This window comes from uncultured Roseobacter sp., assembly GCF_947499265.1.
Lineage (GTDB): Bacteria > Pseudomonadota > Alphaproteobacteria > Rhodobacterales > Rhodobacteraceae > Roseobacter.
On record NZ_CANMNK010000002.1, the window covers coordinates 409,413 to 429,860 of the forward strand.

The following is a 20,448-nucleotide window of genomic DNA, read 5'->3' on the forward strand; positions in this document are numbered from 1 at the left end:
GGGACGAGGGTCGGAACCATGCCGATGATCGGACCGATCTCAGGGAATATCAAAATACGCCCGGTTCTGCTCCCACATCTTTTCACCGACCAGACAATCATAGGGAGCAGGGGACTGATATTGCGCCGGGTGGAGGCGCGCGGGCAGACCGGCGATCTCCAAAACCAGCTTGCGTTTGACCGCCTGGGCAAATTGATCCCAGGCCAGAACCGGGATCACAAAGGCGCCCGGGCCGCCGATCACGCAGTTTTTGTAATAGACATCGAGATCGGGAATGCCCCAGATCTCGCTGAGCTGATCCTGGGTCATCAAGGGCAGGCCATTTATGATGAAACCCCGTTCAAGCGCTGCATCGCGCGCGCGCAACACGGGGCGGCCCTGATTGTTGGGACCATCCCCCGATACATCAATGACCCGGCGCAATCCGGCAAAGCCGTTGCCGTCAAAATCATCCGCGGCATACATCAGTGCGCCCGAAATCGAGGTGCGCCTGAGCCCTTCGTCGAAGCGCGCGGTGATCTGATGGGCGATGTCGCGTGCGTCTTCGGCGGATTGCAACAGCGTCCAGGGGACGATGACGCGCTGCGAATATTCGCCCGCCCATTCGACATAGGTGATGGCGATGCGCCCCAGCAGGCCGCTGTCGATTGCGTCTATCACCTGGCGGCTGGTCAGGGCTTCGGCGTATCCGCGCCGCTGGATCTCCAGCTCCGCCGGGGACATGGAGCGGGAAACATCAACCGCGAGGAAGAGCTCCACATCAACTTCCATATCCTCGGCGCGGGCTGCAAAAGAAGCCAAAATCAGGCAGAATGTCAGGAGCCAGCGCATGGGGCTACTGCGCCAGAAAACGGCCCAGCTGTCCAATCACAATTCTGATCAGAAGTTCTGGTCGCTGCCCTGCTGCCAGGGTTGCACGAGGTTGCCAAAGCGGGTGAAACGGCCCTCGAAGCTAAGCTCCACGGTGCCGATGGGCCCATGCCGTTGTTTGCCGATCACCACTTCGGCGCGGCCATGCAGGCGTTCCATCTCTTCCTGCCACTTGGCCATGGCTTCGAGATCGTGATCGCCAGGTTTCTCGCGTTCCTTGTAGTATTCTTCGCGGAACACGAACATCACCACATCGGCGTCCTGCTCGATGGAGCCGGATTCGCGCAGGTCGCTCAGTTGCGGGCGCTTGTCCTCACGGCTCTCCACCTGCCGCGACAGCTGCGAGAGACCAATGACCGGAATGTCGAGCTCCTTGGCGATGGCCTTGAGCCCCATGGAGATCTCGCCGATCTCCTGCACCCGGTTGTCCGAGGTGCCGCGTGCGAGCTGGATATAGTCGACGATCAACAGATCGAGCCCGTGGGTCCGTTTCAGCCTGCGCGCCCGGGTGGCCAGCTGCGCAATCGGGATGGAGGGTGTATCATCGATAAAGAGCGGGCAGGCTTCGAGCGCCTTGGCTGCATCCACGAAGCGGCGGAACTCTGCTTCGGTCATATCGCCGCGACGGATCTGTTCGCTGGGCACTTCTGCTGCCTCTGACAGAATCCGCGCGGCGAGCTGCTCGGCACTCATCTCCAGCGAAAAGAAACCCACGACACCGCCTTCGATGGCGCCTTCGCTGCCGTCGTGGCGTTTACCCTTCTTGTAGGCCTTGGCGATGTTGAAGGCGATGTTGGTGGCCAGGGAGGTCTTGCCCATGGAGGGGCGCCCGGCAAGGATCAGCAAATCCGAGCGGTGCAGGCCGCCGAGCTTTTTGTCCATATCGATCAGGCCGGTGGAGACACCCGCAAGCCCGCCTTCACGTTGGTAAGCTGCATTTGCAACATTAACAGCGTCCGTTACCGCCTTGAGAAAACTTTGAAATCCGCCTTCGGTCTGGCCTTGTTCGGCGAGCTTGTAGAGCGCTTGCTCGGCCTCGACGATCTGCTCCTTGGGCTCGGAAGCCACATCAACCGTGGCAGCCTTGTCGGAAATCTCACGGCCCAGTTGGATGAGGTCGCGACGCACGGCAAGATCATATATCATCTGCGCGTAGTCGCGCACGGCAAAGGCGGAAATCGCGGCCCCTGCGAGGCGCGCGAGATAGGCGGGGCCGCCCAGTTCCTTCAGCCCTTCGTCGTCTTCCATGAAGGTTTTGAGCGTGACGGGAGAGGCCAGATTGTTCTTGGCGATCCGTGCCGCCGCGATCTCAAAAATACGCGCATGCACGGGGTCATAAAAATGTTTCGGACCGATGATAGAAGCGACCCGATCATAGATATCGTTGTTGGTGAGGATGGCGCCCAGAAGCTGTTGCTCAGCCTCGATGGAATGCGGCATCGTCTCGGGCGACTGCACGTCCACGCCCGTTGGATTGAATGCTGTAATCTCGTTCATGCCTGTCCCACTCTTCCCGGGGGTGTCTTAGCTCGTGTCGTTTGTCCGAGGCAAATTGTATGTTTCTCTGGACAACCTGTGGATAAGGCCAATCATACATCATGCTGCGGCACGATGCACGCGAATACCCATATGTTGACACCGGTTAAGTCGTTTTACGCGCGTTCTGCCAGGTGCGCGGGGCCTTTAGAAAGGCCTCGACCTCGGTCAGGGTTTCGCTGTCGAACGCGCTTTGTGCCTTGGCTTCGGCGAGCACATCCCACCAGGTACACAGGTGGTGGAGCGCAACCCCATGATCGCCAAGGGTCTTTTCAGTTTCGGGGAAAATCCCGTAGTAGAAAATCACCGCCGTATGGCCGCAAGTGGCGCCCGTGTCGCGAATCGCATCCACGAAGGAGAGCTTTGAACCACCATCGGTTGTAAGGTCTTCCACCAGCAGCACCCGCTGGCCCTCGCTCATGTCGCCTTCGATGCGCGCATTGCGACCGTAGCCTTTGGGTTTTTTGCGCACATAGGTCATCGGCAACCCCATGCGTTCGGCAACAAGCGCAGCAAAGGGGATGCCCGCGGTTTCGCCGCCGGCGATGTTGTCAAAGGCCTCGAAACCCGCGTTGCGCATGACGGTGACGGTCAGAAAATCCATCAACGTGCTGCGGATGCGCGGGTGGCTGATCAGTTTGCGGCAATCGATGTAGGTGGGGCTGGGCAGACCTGAGGCAAGGATAAAGGGGTCGGTCGCGTTGAAGTGGACGGCCTTGATTTCCAGTAGCATCCGGGCCGTGAGACGGGCGATTTCGGCTGGGTCGGGATAACTTGTGGGGATCATCATGCGGTCCTTTGCTGTCACGCCAGAAGAGATCTTGCCTCCGGCGGAGATATTTGCGGCCAGAAGAAGCCTAGCGCACCGCCCAATCCAGCGGGAAGCCGGGATCAAAAACGGTCACTAGCCCGTCAGCGGTATCAATGTGAGAGGGGTAGTTTGCGCCGGATTTTTCCAGGGTGATGGTGTCGGTATTTGCAGGCAAACGGTAAAAGGCGGGCCCGTTCAGGGAGGTGAAACCCTCTAACTGGTCGAGCGCGCCATCTTCTTCAAAGACCTGTGCCAGGATTGACAGCGTATTGGGGGCGGTGAAGCAGCCCGCACAGCCGCAGGGCAGCAGTTTGTTGGCATCCGTGTGCGGGGCCGAATCCGTACCCAGAAAGAAACGCGCGTCTCCGGAGGTTGCGGCGGCGCGTAGGGCCAGGCGGTGCTCCTCGCGCTTGGCCACGGGCAGGCAATAGTAATGTGGTTTGATGCCCCCGGCGAGAATGTGGTTTCGGTTGATCACGAGATGATGGGTTGTGATCGTGGCGCCCAGCGTATCGTCCTGGGTGCGGGCATAATCAACCGCGTCCTTGGTGGTGATATGCTCCATCACCACGCGCAGGCCGGGCGTTGAGAGACGGATGGGATCCAGCACGCGGTCGATGAACACGGCTTCGCGGTCGAAGATGTCGATGTCCGGATCGGTCACCTCCCCATGCACGCAGAGCGGCAGGCCGATCTCAGCCATCTTTTCCAGCACGGGCCGGACCTTGTCGAAATTGGACACACCGCTGGCGGAGTTTGTCGTGGCCCCGGCGGGGTACAGCTTCACCGCATGAACGAGGCCGGAGGCCTGCGCGGCAGCGACATCTGCGGGGTCTGTGTCCTCGGTCAGATAAAGCGTCATCAGCGGCGTGAAATCTGCGCCCTCGGGCACCGCTGCAAGAATGCGGTCGCGGTATTCCATCGCCTTGGCAGAGGTCACCACCGGCGGCACCAGATTGGGCATGATGATGGCACGGGCGAAATGGGCGGTGGTGGCAGGCAGGACAGCTTGCAACATGGCGCCGTCGCGCAGGTGCAGGTGCCAGTCATCGGGGCGGCGGATTGTGAGGCTCTGGGTCATGGCGATGCGCTAGCACAGCTCTGCGCGCAGCACCAGCGTCAGTCGGTGCTCTCGGAGGTCAGTTGTTGCAGTCGTTTGGCAAAGCGCGGCGCGCGCCTGCGGCTCACCACGTTGCGGCAGAGGGCAATGACCAGCGACCGCCGTTCCAATTGATCGAGCCGTGCCAGAAGCCTGCGCAGATAGGGCATATGATCGCGACGCGCCCGGGCCAGATTTGCAAAATATTCCGGTGTCAGGTTGCCCGCCGCCGCCGCGGCCATAAGCGGGTGGAGCAGCTCCATCGTCAGCAGGTCGGTCTGTATCGCGCCGCCCATGTGGGCCAAGCGCAGTTTCGTCACGCCCGGTCTGGTGAAAAGTGCTGCGTGCATGGCGTCTTCGGTCTGGTAGGGATCGTAAATAACATGCGTTTGCTCCGCTGCATCAAGCATATCGGGCGCATAGCCGTAGCGGTCGGTGAAATTGGTGCGGCGCATTTCGAAAAAGCGTTTGTCCCAGGCTGTCACTCGCGGATCGAGCGTGGCTTGTGGCTGGACGACAAGAACCCGCGCGCCGGGGGCCGCCACCGAATAGGCCGTCGCCGCGTAGCCACAGGGCCCCGCGCCGTAGAAGAGAACCGTTTCGAATTCGTCGAAGAACCCATCGTCGACCAGCCGGTCGAAGAAAGCGTAAATGGCCTTGTCGCGGAACCAGGTGTCGCCGTCACTGATGATCGCGAGATGCGACCAGCCGTGTGATTTCACCATGTCCCAGCCCAGGGGCTGCGCCTCCGGAGAAAGTGTCTGTATGCCTTGATGGGTTTCGAAAGACACCAGCAGCGTTGGCCCGTCTTCGACAAAAGCAGCGGTATGACGTTTGCCAAGCGGCGTCAGATAGCCATGTTCGTCAACGATGTTGGCGACTTCGGCGAGCCATTCCCGCTTGCTCAGGTTTCTGAGCGAATATTCAAAATCGAACGCCGCGTCCGGCATGTCAGGCATCCTCAAATCTGTGCGCCGGTCATAGGTGGCGCCGAATTCAGAGTAAACTAAGTACGATTTGAGGCAAAATTACGGAAACAGCTTCTGGTTTCATAGTTAACTGTTGCGGTTCCGGATATCGCGAAGCGCATATTGCACCAGTGTCTGCGCCGTATCCGCGTCGATGTTCCGTGAGGGGGCCGCCATCAGCAACCGTCCGAAAAGCGCTCTGAACGGTTCTTGCAGCATCAGGGCTTCGAATCTTTTGTGACGCCAGGCCACCGCCGCTGCATGCAGTCGGGAAAGCTGCTGATCTGCCAGGAGACCCTCCAGTATCGGCTGGCTCTTGGGCGCGATGGCGTGGATAGATGTATCTTCATCCGAGTTGAAATTCCGCTCGACCCAATAGTCCAGATCCAGCGCCGTATCCGAATGCACGGCACGCCCGCGGTCGGCTTTGAGCACGTAGCTCTCCATCGCGCCCAGCGGATAGTGGTTCAACTGCGCCAGCCGATGATTGGATTGGCCGTAATCGGAAAAAATCCGGTTCTTGCGAAAGGCTTCTCCGAGGGGGCGTCCTTCGCCATCGAACCAGCGTGCATTGGCCAGTTTGTCCGGGTCAGGTGATTTCGGCCGGTGCACCCCCAGCTTCCGATAGGCACCATCGTTGCGGTAAAGGGTCTTGAACATTGCCGCGCGCCAGGGCCAATAGATGACGTGCGGGGCACAGCGGGTGAAAGTCTGCGTCACCGGGGCATCCTCAAAACGCACCTGGCCCGCATTCCCGAACAACCGCCAGGTCAGGGTGATCGCTGTCGCGTCGGGCAGGGTTGCGATCAAGGCCGGCAGCGTCTTGTCCCCCACATGCACATTCACAAACTCGTCGATGTCCAGCGGCAACAGCCAGTCTGCTGCGGCTGTTTTCGGGTGCTTGTCGGCAAGACGCAGGGCGTTGAACTGGACACCGCGATTGCCATAAGGACCGGGATTGCGCAGATGCGTCAGCCACCCCATTTCCGCCAATCGGTCGAGCATCACATCGGTGCCATCCGCGCAGTCATTCGAACAGACGATGAAATCGGTGACGCCAATGGCCCGGTGATGCGCCAGCCATTCCAGCAGGAAAGCGCCTTCATTGCGAACGGTCAGGACAGCGAGGATGTTCAACAGGTCACCACTTGTGGTCGAAGCTCATACCCTTGGTGATCGACCAGACGGGAATAGGCAAGAGCCGGGCCTGTCGATTTTCGAGACCGAAGATCGATTCGAAACAGCATTATCGGCGCAGGCTATAGTACCAATTGCTTATCCCCGACGCGATCTTTTGCTTGACGACCGGGTGCTGCAATGCAGGTTACGATCCAGTAAAAGGAGCGATCATGTCCGAAGTGGAAACCATCGATGCCGTGCAGCAGATGCTGTCGGATCAAGGATACGTATGTGACCGATCCCTGGGCACGGTGGTGTTTCTGGCATTACGCCTCGGGCGGCCCCTGTTCCTCGAAGGCGAGGCGGGCGTGGGCAAGACGGAAATTGCCAAGGCGCTTTCCACCGGTCTGGGCCGCAGGCTGATCCGCTTGCAATGTTACGAAGGGCTGGACGCGTCGAGCGCCGTTTACGAGTGGAATTTCCCCGCGCAGATGGTTGCCATCCGCACCGCTGAGGCGGCAGGCGATACCTCACGCACAGCGCTCCAGACGGAGCTCTTCAGCGATGACTATCTGATCGAGCGGCCACTGCTCGAAGCCATGCGCCCGGATGAAAACGGTGCGCCGGTCTTGCTGATCGATGAGCTCGACCGGACGGATGAACCTTTCGAGGCCTTTCTGCTGGAAGCGCTCAGTGACTTTCAGGTGACGATCCCCGAGCTTGGCACCATCAAGGCACCTGAACCGCCCATTGTCATCCTCACGTCTAACCGTACCCGCGAAGTGCACGACGCCTTGAAGCGACGCTGCCTTTACCACTGGGTCGACTACCCCGATTTTGACCGCGAGATGGACATCCTGCAGGCGCGTGCACCCGAAGCCGCCGAGGCGCTCAGCCGGGAAGTGGTCGCATTCGTCCAACAGCTGCGCACCGAAGACCTCTTCAAGAAACCCGGCGTTGCGGAAACCATCGATTGGGCGAAATGCCTGCTCGCCCTGGATGCGATCACCCTCAGCCCGGAGGTCATCGCGGATACGCTGGGCGCAATCCTCAAGTACCAGGACGACATCCAGAAATTGCAGGGCTCGGAGGCCAAGCGCATTCTGGATCAGGTCAAAGCGTCACTGGAACCGGTGTGATGTTTCTTCTGGCCCAAAATATCCCGGGGAGGCGCGCAGCGCCGGGGCAGCGCCCCAAAAGGCACCATGCCTGAATACGCACCGCTGGATCTGCCGGAGGATCCAAAGCTGGCGGGCAACATCACGCATTTCGCGCGCGCCCTGCGCCGCGCGGGCCTTCCCATTGGTCCGGGCCGGGTGATTGATGCCATTCGCGCGGTCGAGGCCGCGGGTTTCACCGAAAAACGCGACTTTTACTGGACCCTGCATGCTTGTTTCGTGAACCGTCCGGAGCATCGCGTGGTCTTTGCTCAGATTTTCCGGCTCTACTGGCGCGACCCGCGCTACCTCGAACATATGATGTCCTACATGATCCCCGCGGTCCGCGGCGTGCAGGAAGACCGCAAGGCACAATCCGCTGAGAAACGAGCGGCTGAGGCTTTGCTCGACGGGGCGGAAGCCCCCGATTTCAACGAGGACAAACCAGAGAGCGAGGACGCCACCGAGGTCGAGATCGACGCCAGCCTTACGATGTCCTCGCAGGAGCGGCTGCGCTCTCTCGATTTCGAACAGATGAGTACCGCGGAAATGGCCGCCGCCAAACGCATGCTGGCCAAGCTGAACCTGCCGGTGCCGCCGATCCGGTCGCGGCGCGCAAAATCCAGCCTGACGGGACGACGTGTCGATGCGGCACGTTCTTTACGCGCGGCGATGCGACAGGGCGGAGAGATGCACAAGATCGCGCTGCAGGAACCGCGCCCGCGCTGGCCCAACCTGGTGGTGCTTTGCGATATTTCCGGCTCCATGAGCCAATACAGCCGCGTGGTACTGCACTTTCTGCATGCGGTCGCCAATGCAAAGGGCGCGGGCTGGGCTAAGGTCCACGCCTTCACCTTTGGCACCCGTCTCACCAACATCACGCGTCATCTGAAACACCGTGATGTGGATGCGGCGCTTGCTGCCGCCGGGGCCGAGGCGCAGGATTGGGAAGGCGGCACGCGCATCGGTCAGTGTCTGGAAAGCTTCAACCGTGACTGGTCACGCCGGGTGATGGGGCAGGGGGCGGTGGTCTTGCTGATCACCGATGGGCTGGACAGGGACGATCCCGCTGCACTGGCGCGTCACATGGAACGGCTGCATCTATCCTCACGCCGTCTGATCTGGCTCAATCCGTTGCTGCGCTGGGAGGGCTTCGCGCCGAAAGCCCAAGGGATCAAAGCGATGCTGCCACATGTGGACAGCTTCCGCGCGGGCCATTCCATTGCCTCGCTCGAAGATCTCGCGCTGTCGCTTTCCCGCCCGGAGGATATGGGCGAGAAAGACCGGCTGATGCGGCTGATCGGCGTCTGAAGGTCAGGCAACCGATTGCGCAAAGGCGGTGCGGTAGGTCACGGAGAGCGCCGTCACTGAGGCCCGGCTGGCCCCCATGCAGACGTCATACCCGCCAAAACGGCCCACCTGCGTCAGGCTCAGCCCGGCGGTGCCTGCGGCCTCCATCAGCGTCTCGGCCTGCGCCGCACTGCAGGCGATCAGATAGCGGCCCTGATCCTCACCAAAGAGGGTGCCGGTGTCATCTGTTTCCAGCGTTACGCCCATGCCCGCGTTTTCCGCCATCTCGAAGGCCGCCAGCGCCAGCCCGCCGTCAGAAAGGTCCGTGCAGGCACCGATCATCGCGCGGTGTGTCCGGATGAAATTGCCATGGGCGACTTCCTGTGCCAGATCGACAGCAGGCGCATCGCCCTCCGTCCGGCCAAACACTTCGGCCAGCAGTGCCGATTGCCCCAGATGGCCCGCCGTCTCGCCCAGCACCAGCGCCACATCATGTTCGTGCACATCACATCCGATGATGTCGTCGGTGTGAGCGAGCAATCCAACGGCACCGATGGTCGGTGTCGGCAGGATCGCAGCGCCATCTGTTTCATTATAGAGCGATACATTCCCCGACACGATGGGCATGTCCAAAGCCTCGACGGCGGCGCCGATGCCTTTGATCGCGCCCACGAATTGCCCCATGATCTGCGGCTTTTCCGGATTGCCGAAATTCATGTTGTCGGTGGTCGCCAGCGGGGTGGCCCCCACGGCGCTCAGATTGCGGTAGGCTTCAGCCACGGCCTGTTTGCCGCCCTCAACCGGGTTGGCCTTGACGTAGCGCGGCGTCACATCCGAGGTGAAGGCCAGCGCCTTATCGGTGCCATGTACCCGCACGATGCCAGCACCCAGCCCGGGAATGCGGACCGTGTCGGCCATGACCATTGTGTCATATTGCGTGTAAACCCATTCCTTGGACGCGTAGTTCGGGCTAGAGATCAGCGCTGTGAGCCCCTCGATCGGATCGACCGTGAGGGCCTCGTCAAAGGCGGCGGGGGCAGGGGTTTCTTCCCACGGGCGGTCATATTCCGGCGCGGTGCCCGCCAGCGTTTTCAACGGCAGATCGGCTTTGACCTCGCCGTTGTGCACGATCAGGAAACGATCCTCGGCAATGGTTTCACCGACGATGGCGAAATCGAGGTCCCATTTGTCAAAGACCGCTTTTGCTTCTGCCTCAAGCTCCGGGCGCAGCACCATCAGCATGCGTTCCTGGCTTTCTGACAGCATCATCTCATAGGCGGTCATCATCTCTTCGCGCACCGGCACGTTTTCCAGATCGAGCCGCACGCCGAGGTTGCCCTTGTCACCCATCTCCACGGCGGAACAGGTCAGGCCTGCCGCCCCCATGTCTTGAATTGAAATCACCGCGCCGGTCTGCATCAGCTCCAGCGTCGCCTCCATCAGGCGTTTTTCGGTGAAGGGGTCGCCCACTTGCACGGTGGGGCGTTTTTCCTCAATGGTATCGTCAAATTCGGCGGAGGCCATGGTCGCGCCACCAACGCCGTCGCGCCCGGTTTTGGCGCCCAGATAGACCACCGGCATGCCAACGCCGGACGCTGCCGAATAGAAAATCTTATCCGCATCGGCCAGACCAGCGGCGAAAGCATTCACCAGGCAGTTGCCGTTATAGGCAGGATCGAACCGCACCTCGCCGCCCACGGTGGGCACGCCAAAGCAATTGCCATAGCCACCGATGCCCTCAACCACCCCATTCACCAATTGCCGGGTTTTGGGGTGGGACGCTTCCCCGAAACTCAGCGAATTCATCGCCGCAATCGGCCGCGCGCCCATGGTGAAGACATCGCGCAGGATGCCCCCCACGCCGGTGGCCGCCCCCTGATAGGGTTCGATGTAGGAGGGGTGATTGTGGCTCTCCATCTTGAAGACCACGGCCTGCCCGTCGCCGATGTCGACCACGCCGGCGTTTTCGCCAGGACCGCAGATCACCTGCGGGCCGGTGGTGGGCAGGGTGCGCAGCCATTTCTTGGAGGACTTATAGGAGCAATGCTCGTTCCACATCGCCGAGAATATCCCAAGCTCGGTGAAGCTCGGCGTGCGGCCCACGATTTCCAGAATACGCTCGTATTCCTCCGGGCTCAGCCCGTGGCTTGCGATCAGGTCCGGTGTGATGGCAGGTTCGGTCATTGCGCGTAGGCCCCCCGTGGCAAATCCTTGGGGGTTCTTTAGAGGAAGGGGCAGGTGGGGAAAAGAGCAAAGCCCGCTTTGCATGGCGCAGGCGCCCGATCTCATCCGAACCGGCAGCTTTGGGCACCGTACCGGTCGAAAAAAAAGGCCGAGCACGAAGCTCGGCCAAGTCCAACAGGGAGGTATGAAGGCAGATGCAGGGCATCCGCTCCTTCAAGAGATGAAATAGGTGGCAGCGTGCACACGATCAAGGCTGATTCAGTATGAGACACGTCATGTCAGATATGCATCGTTTGCATAGCTGGCGGCGTTGTCAGAACTTTTGCTTGTCTCTCAACTGTTTGCGATAGCTTATGATCTCTTCCTGGACAAAGTCCTTGAAGGCAGAAACCCGCTGCGAATGCCGCAATTCTTCCGGATATGCCAGAAAAACCGGCACATCTGCAGACTCCAGGTCCGGCAATACCTGCACGAGATCCGGGAAGTCTTCGGTCACGTAATCGGGCAGCACACCGATTCCCAGATTGTTGAGCACCCCCTGCAAGACACCGTAGTAGTTATTGACCGTCAGCGTGGAGCGGATTTCATAGGTCATGAGATGCTGCACAAGGTTCAGACCGGCGCCAACCTGGTCGCTGTCCGTGTTCTGACAGATCAGACGGTGATCCATGATGTCTTCAATCTCCACCGGTGTGCCATGCTCTGCCAGATAATCGGGCGTGGCATAGAGGCACATGCGGATCATCATCAGTTTCTTGCGGATCAGGTCGGCCTGGCTGGGTTCTTTCATGCGGATGGCCACGTCCGCTTCCCGCATGGGCAGGTCAAGCACGCGTTCTTCGAGCATCAGATCAATCTTCAGATCCGGGTATTGCTCGTAGAGCTTTGGCAGGCGCGGCGACAGCCATAGCGTGCCAAATCCGGTGGTGGTCGTGACCCGCAATTCGCCAAAGACTTCCTCTTCGCTGTCGCGGATGCGGGCAGACGCGGTGTCCAGCCGTTTTGTCATCGCACTGGTGGCATCAAAGAGTAATTCACCCTGTTCGGTCAGAATCAGCCCGCGCGCATGCCGGTGAAAGAGGGTTGTATTGAGCGATTCCTCAAGGCCCCGCACCTGCCTGCTGACGGCAGATTGGGACAGGTTCAGTTTATCGCCCGCATGGGTCAGCGACCCCGCGTCCGCCACGGCGTGAAAAATTCTCAGCTTATCCCAGTCCATACCACTACCCGTTTTATCGTTACGCTTCCTGTTAGCGGTATCCGCCTTCGAAATACAGTGGCGGGCAGCGCAAAAGCGGCTAATCGCGAAAATTTGGCTATACAGGTCAGCTTTTGTGACCTATTATGGTAGCAAATATGTGCAACACTGGTTTAGCGCTGGGGAGGCGTCCGATGAGCACTCAGAAAATTACACTCAACGACCGATATGATCTGACCAAGAGCCCGGTTTTGTTGAATGGCACGCAGGCGCTTGTGCGCCTGATGATGATGCAAAAGGCCAAGGACAAGGCCGATGGGCTGAATACTGCGGGTCTGGTGACCGGATACCGCGGATCGCCGCTCGGGGCGGTCGATATGCAGATGCAGCGGGCTTTGAAACCGCTGACCGAGCATGATGTGACCTTTCAGGCTGGCCTCAACGAGGATCTCGCCGCAACCGCGCTTTGGGGCAGCCAGCAGGCGGAACTGCGCGGTGAGGGCAAATACGATGGTGTTTTTGGCCTGTGGTATGGCAAGGGGCCTGGGGTGGATCGGTCCGGCGATGTGATGCGCCACGCCAACATGGCGGGCAGCGCCAAAAACGGCGGTGTCCTGATGGCCATGGGCGATGATCACACCGGTGAAAGCTCGACCGTTTTGCACCAGTCCGAATGGGCGATGGTCGATGCCTATATGCCGGTTGTCAGCCCCGCAGGTGTGCAGGAAATTCTCGATTATGGGCTCTACGGCTTTGCGCTCAGCCGGTTTTCCGGCCTGTGGGTCGGGTTGAAGACGATGAAAGACACCATCGAGGTGACCTCGGTTGTTGATGCTCATCCCGCGCGCGCGCCTTTTGTGATCCCCGACTTTGACCTGCCCGAGGGCGGGTTGAACATCCGGCTGATCGACACACCGCACGAGCAGGAAGCGCGGATGATCGATTACAAACGCTTTGCGGCTGAAGCTTTCAGTCACGCCAACAAGATGGATAAGCGCATCTGGGGCAAGGCCGGGGCCAAGATCGGTTTTGTTGCGGCGGGCAAGAACTGGCTCGATCTGGAGCACGCGCTGACCTTGCTGAACATCGATGCGGATGAGGCTGAACGGCTGGGCATCACCACCTATAAGGTCGGCCAGACCTTCCCACTTGATATGAAAGGCTTCCACGACTGGGCCGAAGGGCTCGATCTGATTGTCGTTGTGGAGGAAAAGCGCAAGCTGATCGAGGTCCAGATCAAGGAGGCGATTTTTGACGACCGGTGCGGGCGGCGCGTCTTTGGCTGGCACAAGGGCGGCGGCGCGGGATCGATGCATGGGGAGGAACTCTTTCCCACCCGCGGTGCGCTGGACCCGATCATGATCGCCGAAAAGCTCGGCGCTATTCTCATTGAAGAAGGGCGTGATACTGAGAGGTTACGCGCAGGCCTTAATGTGCTGGAGGATGCGCGCCGCAATGACAATGCCGAGGATATCGCGGCGCGACTGCCTTATTTCTGTTCGGGCTGCCCGCATAACTCGTCGACGAAACTGCCGGAGGGGTCACGCGCCTATGCGGGCATCGGCTGTCACTACATGGTGCAGTGGATGGACCGGGAAACCACCGGGTTCACCCATATGGGCGGTGAGGGTGCGAATTGGATTGGCGAAGCCCCGTTTTCGACCCGTGATCACGTGTTTCAGAATCTCGGCGATGGCACGTATAACCACTCCGGCGTGCAGGCCATTCGCGCGGCGCTGAATGCCAAGACCAATATCACCTACAAGATCCTCTATAATGACGCGGTCGCAATGACCGGCGGACAGCACAATGAGGGCGATCTCGACGCCCCGCGCATCGTGAAGGAACTGCAGGCGATGGGCGTTGCGCATATCGCTGTGGTCTACGACGAAAAGGAAGATGTCGATCTGGCGGCGTTCACAGGGGTGGAAACCCACGAGCGGGCAGATTTGCAAACTGTGCAGGAGAAGTTTGCAAAGACCCCCGGCGTCTCTGCGATTGTCTATATTCAGACATGTGCTGCTGAAAAACGTCGCCGTCGCAAACGGGGGCAATTCCCGGACCCTGACAAGCGGGTTTTCATCAACTCGGATGTCTGTGAGGGCTGCGGCGATTGCGGGGTGCAATCCAACTGCGTGTCCATCGTGCCCAAAGAAACCGAACTGGGCCGCAAGCGCGCGATTGATCAATCCTCGTGCAACAAGGATTTCAGCTGCGTCAAAGGGTTCTGCCCCTCTTTCGTAACGCTCGAAGGGGCCCAGGTCCGCAAGGATCCGACAACCAAGCTGGAGATCCCTGATTTGCCAGCGCCCGAACTGCCAGCCATCGAAGGCACATTCAACGTGGTCATCACGGGCGTTGGCGGCACCGGCGTTGTGACCATCGGCGCGGTGATGGCACAGGCCGCCCATATCGACGGCAAGGGTGCGGGTATGATGGAAATGGCGGGGTTGGCGCAAAAGGGCGGTGCGGTGCACATCCATTGCCGCCTTGCCGAAAAGCCAAGCGACATCAGTGCCATACGGGTGGCAACTGGTGAGGCTGACGCGCTGATCGGCGGTGATCTGGTTGTCTCCGCCGGGGCCAAAACACTTGGGCTGACGCGCGCCGGGCGCACGGGCGCCGTGGTCAACAGTCATGAGATCATCACCGGTGACTTTACCAGAGATACCGAATTCCAGCTGCCAAGCGAGCGGTTGTCGCTGGCCTTGGAGGCACGACTCAAGGATCGCGTCGACCTCTTTGATGCATCCGATCTGGCCAAGGCGACGTTGGGCGATTCCATCTTTTCCAACATGATGATCTTCGGCGCGGCCTGGCAGCGGGGATTGGTGCCCCTGTCCCAAGCGGCGATATCTGAGGCGATCGCGTTGAATGGCGCCGCCGTCCCGCAAAACCAGCGGGCTTTTGAAATTGGCCGTTGGGCGGTTCTTTTCCCTCAGGAGGCGCAGGCGCTGTTGCAGCCCAAAGTCATCAATCTGCCGAAGACGCTGGCCGAAAAAATCGCTTTCCGTGCGGATCATCTGAAGCACTACCAAAGCAGCAGGCTGGCGAAACGGTACCAGCGCTTCATCGACAAGATCAAGGATCGGGAGGTCAAAGAAGCGGCTTTAACAGGGTATCATAAGCTGTTGTCTTATAAAGATGAATATGAGGTTGCGAGGCTGTTGCTCTCAACACGCGACAAGGTGTCAGCCGAGTTCGAGGGCGACTTCAAGATGAGCTTCAACCTCGCACCTCCTATGCTGTCGAAGATGGGCCCCGACGGTCGCCCGATGAAGCGCACCTTTGGCCCCTGGCTCGAAAAACCTTTGCGGCTGCTCGCGAAATTCAAACGGCTGCGCGGCACACCGCTTGACCCGTTCGGATACACGCAGGAACGCCGGATGGAGCGTGCGCTGATCAAGCAATATGAGCGGGATATGACGGAAGTGCTGCCGCTGCTGACCGACGCCACACGCCCGGCGATTGTGGCACTTGCGGCGCTGCCCATGCAGATCAAAGGGTTCGGCCCGGTGAAGCAGCAAAACGAAGCACAAGCGGCAAAAAGACGTGAAGAACTGCTTGGAGTGATCCGTGCCGGCGGCACTGAGGCGGCACAAGCGGCGGAGTGACACGTCACACCTTTGTAATATTGGCTAGGCATACTTCATCGCCACACGTATGGTTGCGCAGCGAGTGATGGAGACACCGATGGGAATGACGCGCCCCCGTTCTGCGCGAGATATCAGCTATTCCTTTTCCGCCGAAACCAAGGGCGGGCGGGCGTTGATCCGTGTGATGGAAAACAGCACGGGCCGGTTGCGGCTGATCAAGCGCGCGCGCGGGTATGAGGATGAGGTGGCCGCAGGGCGCGATTTCTTCGATGTCATGGTCGAGCGCTACGGTCTGACGCTGGAGACCGTGTCGGGGTCGCTGGATCTGATCCCGCGGGACGGCCCGCTGATCATGATCGCAAATCACCCTTACGGCATTCTGGATGGTCTGATGATGGGCCATATTCTGGCGCGGACACGGGGTGATTTTCGCATTCTGGCCAATTCGGTGTTTCGCAAGGCCGAAGACCTCAACCGGATCATCCTGCCCATCAGTTTTGACACCACCAAGGAGGCGATGGCGCTGAACATTGCCACGCGCAAGACGGCGCTGGATTATCTGAGCAATAACGGCGCCATTGGTATTTTCCCCGGGGGCACAGTGAGCACAGCGGCCCGGCCCTTTTCGCGGCCAATGGATCCGGGCTGGCGTAGTTTCACCGCGCGGATGATCGCCAAATCGGGTGCCACGGTGGTGCCGCTTTATTTCGACGGCCACACCAGTAGGCTGTTCCAGATCGCCAGCCATATGCATTCGACGTTGCGCATGGGACTGCTGATCAAGGAGTTTCGAAAACGGGTGGATACGCCTGTGAAAGTCGCGATTGGCCAGCCCATCGGCCGCGACGTTCTGGAGCCGCTGGCAAAGGATGGCAAAGCGATGATGGATTTCCTGCGAAAAGCAACGTATGAGCTATCCACGGACCCCGAGAAGCGGTTTGATCTGGGGTATGAATTCGAAGAGCGGCATCGGGTCTGACCAGGTGCCACAAGGGCACCAGAGACAATGGCAGTTGGGATTTTTGATAGTGGTTTGGGTGGGTTGACCGTCCTTGATGCGGTGGAAAAGCGCCTGCCGGATGTGCCCTTTGTCTACCTCGCCGACAGTGCCAACGCGCCCTATGGTGTGCGCACCTCTGATGACATCTACGCCTTGACCTGTGCTGCTGTGACCCGGTTGTTCGATGCGGGATGCAATCTGGTCATTCTGGCCTGCAACACCGCTTCGGCGGCGGCCTTGCGGCGCATGCAAGAATCCTGGGTGCCGCCGGACAAACGGGTGTTGGGCGTATTTGTGCCGCTGATCGAGGCTATGACGGAGCGGCAGTGGGGCGACAATTCACCGCCGCGCGAAGTGGACGTCAAGCATGTGGCGCTTTTTGCGACCCCGGCCACCGTGGCGAGCCGTGCGTTTCAACGGGAGCTGGCCTTTCGCGCCATCGGTGTGGACGTCGAGGCCCAAGCCTGTGGCGGTGTCGTGGATGCCATCGAAGACGGCGACATGATTCTGGCCGAAGCGCTGGTGCGCAGCCATGTGGATGCCTTGAAACGCAAGATGCCCGATCCCGACGCCGCCATTCTTGGATGCACGCATTACCCGTTGATGCAGCAGGAATTTCAGGATGCGCTTGGGGGTGATGTCCGGGTGTTCAGCCAGGCCTCGCTGGTTGCGGAAAGCCTTGCGGATTATCTCCTGCGCCACCCCGATATGCTTGGCACCGGCGCGTCCGATTTTCTGACCACGGGCGACCCCCGGCGTGTGAGCGACCGTGCGACACAGTTTTTGCGACGACAGATCACATTCCAATCTGCCTGACGCATATCAACACTTTCGAGACGGACTTCAAATGACCTATTCCATCGCTATTCTCGGCGCCTCTGGCTATACCGGGGCCGAACTGATCCGGCTGATCGCCGATCATCCGCAGATGAAAATCACGGCCCTGGGCGCTTTTTCAAAGGCCGGGCAGACCATCGCGCAGGTGTTTCCGCATCTGCGGCATTTGTCCTTGCCCAGGCTTTTGCAAATAGAAGAGATCGACTTTGCAAACATCGATCTGTGCTTTTGCGCGCTGCCGCATAAGACCAGCCAGCAGGTGATCGCCAATCTGCCTGCAGATCTCAGGATCATCGATCTCAGCGCGGATTTCCGGTTGCGTGACCCGGACGCTTACAAAACCTGGTATGGGAACGATCACACGGCCTTGGCCCAGCAGAAAGAGGCGGTCTATGGCCTCACTGAATTCTATCGGGAAGAGATCAAGGGCGCGCGCCTTGTTGCGGGCACCGGGTGCAATGCGGCCACCGGGCAGTTCATGCTGCGGCCCCTGATCAACCCGGCTGTGATTGATCTTGATGACATCATCCTGGATCTGAAATGCGCCGTGTCCGGCGCCGGGCGCAGTCTGAAGGAAAACCTGCTGCACGCGGAGCTCTCCGAAGGGTATCACGCTTACGCCGTGGGCGGGAAACATCGGCACCTTGGTGAATTTGATCAGGAATTCAGCCTGTTGGCGGGGCGGCCCATTCAAGTGCAATTCACGCCGCATCTGATCCCGGCCAATCGCGGCATTCTGGCGACCGGATATGTGAAAGGCGACCCGGCACAGGTGCATGAGGTCTTGTCCAGGGCCTATGTCACTGAGCCCTTCATCGAGGTGCTGCCTTTTGGGGAGACGCCAAGTACGCGCCATGTGCGGGGGTCGAATTTCTGTCACATCGGCGTTGCCAGTGACCGCATACCGGGGCGGACGATCATCGTCGGCGCGTTGGACAATCTCACAAAAGGTTCGAGCGGGCAGGCGTTGCAAAACGCCAATCTGATGTTAGATATTGAGGAGACAGAGGGCCTGATGATGGCTCCGCTTTTCCCGTGAGGCCCTGATGAAAAGCCTAAAGAAGCAGCGCCGTATCCAGGTCATTGCCGTTGCGGCAGTGGCATTGGTACTGTCGACGGCGCTGATTGGCTATGCGATGCGCGACGGGATCAATTTCTTTCGCGCACCCAGTCAGATCATCGCAGAACCCCCCGGTCCGTCTGAGGTGTTTCGCATTGGCGGACTGGTGGAGGAAGGCTCTATCGTGCGCGGGCAGGGTAAGACCATCCAGTTCAGTGTCACAGATGGCGGCGCGGTTGTGCCCGTGACATACACGGGCGTACTGCCCGATCTCTTTGAAGAAAATCAGGGCATGGTGGGGACTGGTCGTTACATTAACGGTGTCTTTGAAGCGTCTGAAATTCTTGCAAAACACGATGAAACCTATATGCCTAAGGAGGTCGTGGACGCGCTGAAAGAGCAGGGCGTCTACAAGGAGCCCGAAGGCTGACACCGTACGCTGCTCTTAAGATGAATTAACCATTTTGATCCCATCTTTGCCGCCGCGATAGGCGAGCAAAGGGGATATGCATGCAGACGGTCAGAGAGATCGCGTCAGAGATCGTGGCGCGAGAAGGCGGTTTTGTGAACGACCCGGATGATCCGGGCGGGGCCACAAACTTCGGGGTGACCATTCACACGATGCGCACTTTGGGCATTGATCTGGACCGCGACGGGGTGATTACAGTCGCCGATGTGCGGGCGCTCAGCAAAGAGCAGGCCATCGAAGTCTTCGAAAAGCATTATTTCGAAAAGCCGCTGATCGCGCTGTTGCCGCCAGCGCTGCATGCGACCGTTTTCGACATGTACGTGAACGCCGGCAGCAACGCGATCAAGATCCTGCAGAGGCTCTTGCGGGACATGGGGCATGACATCGTGGTCGATGGGGCGCTGGGGCCGCAAAGCATCGCTGCAACGCAGGCCGCCTATGTCGAAGCGCCGGAGCATCTGGCGGATGCCTACGGTATCGCGCGGCGCAACTATTACTTTCGCATTGCGGATCGCCGTGCGGCGAGCCGGAAATACGCGCGAACCCGCAAAGGCGGTAAAGGTGGATGGATCAAGAGGGCCGAGGAGTTCATTTCCTCCCGCTACCATCTGACAGAGCAACAATTTCAACAGAGGGTCGCGGCATGGGTTTGATCACAGGGATACTCAACGTTCTTTTCGGCAACGGGCGCAACATGATAACGGACACCGCCGAAGTGTTTCGCGAGAACACCGAAGAGGGTGCCGCACGGTCGCAGGAGCTGCGTCTGGAGGCGATGCAGCAGTTTGCCGGTGAATTCGACGCCTCCAAACAGGGGTGGTTTGATCGGCTGATGGATGGCGTCAACCGCCTGCCGCGCCCGGCGCTGGCCCTGGGCACGCTTGGGCTTTTCGTGGCGGCGATGGTGGACCCGATCTGGTTTTCCGCCCGCATGCAGGGAATTGCCCTGGTGCCGGAGCCGCTCTGGTGGCTGCTGGGGGTGGTCGTGTCCTTTTATTTTGGCGCGCGTCACCAGATCAAAAACCAGCAATTCCAGCGGTCCATTGCGCAGACGATGTCCCTGGCGCCGCGTGTGGTGGAGAACATCACCGCGCTCAACAGCCTGAAACCGACCACGCCCGGACTGGCCGACACCGGTCACGACGCGCGCTTGTCCGCCTTGTCGGTCCGGCCCGATGGCAACCCGGCACTGGCGGATTGGCAGTCCCGGCGCAAGCAGACCGCGACAAAGTGATCACCTGATCCGCGCGATTG

The 20,448-nt window shown here is 59.8% G+C and carries 17 protein-coding genes; 9 read left to right on the forward strand and 8 right to left on the reverse strand.

What is annotated here, in order from left to right:
• Positions 1-39 precede the first annotated feature (39 nt).
• From Q1A63_RS06635 to Q1A63_RS06660, 6 genes are all read right to left on the reverse strand, one after another.
• Entirely contained in the window at positions 40-831 is a 792-nt protein-coding gene (locus tag Q1A63_RS06635) for a DUF1194 domain-containing protein (RefSeq protein ID WP_299631094.1), read from the reverse strand.
• Positions 832-879: 48 nt separating this feature from the next.
• Positions 880-2,367 carry a replicative DNA helicase gene (locus Q1A63_RS06640; protein ID WP_298969856.1) on the reverse strand — a complete coding sequence of 496 codons (1,488 nt, stop codon included), beginning with the start codon at positions 2,365-2,367 and terminating at the stop codon, positions 880-882.
• 145 nt (positions 2,368-2,512) lie between these two features.
• Entirely contained in the window at positions 2,513-3,193 is a 681-nt protein-coding gene (locus tag Q1A63_RS06645) for an orotate phosphoribosyltransferase (RefSeq protein ID WP_298969855.1), read from the reverse strand.
• Positions 3,194-3,263: 70 nt separating this feature from the next.
• The gene (pyrC, locus tag Q1A63_RS06650; protein WP_299631095.1) at positions 3,264-4,298 is read right to left on the reverse strand and encodes a dihydroorotase; all 1,035 of its coding nucleotides are present in this window, start codon (positions 4,296-4,298) and stop codon (positions 3,264-3,266) included.
• 38 nt (positions 4,299-4,336) lie between these two features.
• Entirely contained in the window at positions 4,337-5,266 is a 930-nt protein-coding gene (locus Q1A63_RS06655) for a phosphoadenosine phosphosulfate reductase (RefSeq protein ID WP_299631096.1), read from the reverse strand.
• A gap of 105 nt (positions 5,267-5,371) precedes the next feature.
• Positions 5,372-6,421, reverse strand: coding sequence for a glycosyltransferase family 2 protein (locus Q1A63_RS06660; RefSeq protein ID WP_299631097.1), 1,050 nt, complete (start codon positions 6,419-6,421; stop codon positions 5,372-5,374).
• Positions 6,422-6,633: 212 nt separating this feature from the next.
• Here Q1A63_RS06660 and Q1A63_RS06665 point away from each other — a divergent pair, with 212 nt between their 5' ends.
• Positions 6,634-7,542 (forward strand): MoxR family ATPase, encoded by a 909-nt coding sequence (locus tag Q1A63_RS06665; RefSeq protein WP_298969851.1) that lies wholly within the window; start codon positions 6,634-6,636, stop codon positions 7,540-7,542.
• Positions 7,543-7,608: 66 nt separating this feature from the next.
• Positions 7,609-8,871 carry a VWA domain-containing protein gene (locus tag Q1A63_RS06670; RefSeq protein WP_298969850.1) on the forward strand — a complete coding sequence of 421 codons (1,263 nt, stop codon included), beginning with the start codon at positions 7,609-7,611 and terminating at the stop codon, positions 8,869-8,871.
• Between the two features lie 3 nt (positions 8,872-8,874).
• Here the strand turns inward: Q1A63_RS06670 and purL are convergent, their stop codons facing one another.
• Positions 8,875-11,034, reverse strand: a complete 2,160-nt coding sequence (purL, locus tag Q1A63_RS06675; RefSeq protein WP_298969849.1) for a phosphoribosylformylglycinamidine synthase subunit PurL — start codon at positions 11,032-11,034, stop codon at positions 8,875-8,877.
• Between the two features lie 313 nt (positions 11,035-11,347).
• The gene (locus Q1A63_RS06680; RefSeq protein ID WP_298969848.1) at positions 11,348-12,253 is read right to left on the reverse strand and encodes a LysR family transcriptional regulator; all 906 of its coding nucleotides are present in this window, start codon (positions 12,251-12,253) and stop codon (positions 11,348-11,350) included.
• Between the two features lie 173 nt (positions 12,254-12,426).
• On the opposite strand from Q1A63_RS06680, the gene Q1A63_RS06685 reads away from it, so the two are divergent.
• The 7 genes from Q1A63_RS06685 (at position 12,427) to Q1A63_RS06715 (ending at position 20,428) form a co-directional block, all read left to right on the forward strand.
• Positions 12,427-15,846 carry an indolepyruvate ferredoxin oxidoreductase family protein gene (locus Q1A63_RS06685; protein WP_298969847.1) on the forward strand — a complete coding sequence of 1,140 codons (3,420 nt, stop codon included), beginning with the start codon at positions 12,427-12,429 and terminating at the stop codon, positions 15,844-15,846.
• 85 nt (positions 15,847-15,931) lie between these two features.
• Complete coding sequence (locus Q1A63_RS06690) at positions 15,932-16,807, forward strand: lysophospholipid acyltransferase family protein (RefSeq protein ID WP_298969846.1); 876 nt, start codon at positions 15,932-15,934, stop codon at positions 16,805-16,807.
• A 27-nt stretch (positions 16,808-16,834) separates the two neighbouring features.
• On the forward strand, positions 16,835-17,644 hold the full coding sequence (murI, locus tag Q1A63_RS06695; RefSeq protein WP_298969845.1) for a glutamate racemase: 810 nt from the start codon (positions 16,835-16,837) through the stop codon (positions 17,642-17,644).
• Between the two features lie 31 nt (positions 17,645-17,675).
• Positions 17,676-18,704, forward strand: a complete 1,029-nt coding sequence (argC, locus tag Q1A63_RS06700; RefSeq protein WP_298969844.1) for an N-acetyl-gamma-glutamyl-phosphate reductase — start codon at positions 17,676-17,678, stop codon at positions 18,702-18,704.
• Positions 18,705-18,711: 7 nt separating this feature from the next.
• The gene (ccmE, locus tag Q1A63_RS06705; RefSeq protein WP_298969843.1) at positions 18,712-19,155 is read left to right on the forward strand and encodes a cytochrome c maturation protein CcmE; all 444 of its coding nucleotides are present in this window, start codon (positions 18,712-18,714) and stop codon (positions 19,153-19,155) included.
• Positions 19,156-19,235: 80 nt separating this feature from the next.
• On the forward strand, positions 19,236-19,847 hold the full coding sequence (locus tag Q1A63_RS06710; RefSeq protein WP_298969842.1) for a holin-associated N-acetylmuramidase: 612 nt from the start codon (positions 19,236-19,238) through the stop codon (positions 19,845-19,847).
• Positions 19,838-20,428 carry a holin family protein gene (locus tag Q1A63_RS06715; RefSeq protein ID WP_298969841.1) on the forward strand — a complete coding sequence of 197 codons (591 nt, stop codon included), beginning with the start codon at positions 19,838-19,840 and terminating at the stop codon, positions 20,426-20,428. The genes Q1A63_RS06710 and Q1A63_RS06715 overlap by 10 nt, the downstream gene beginning before the upstream one ends.
• Positions 20,429-20,448: the final 20 nt, after the last annotated feature.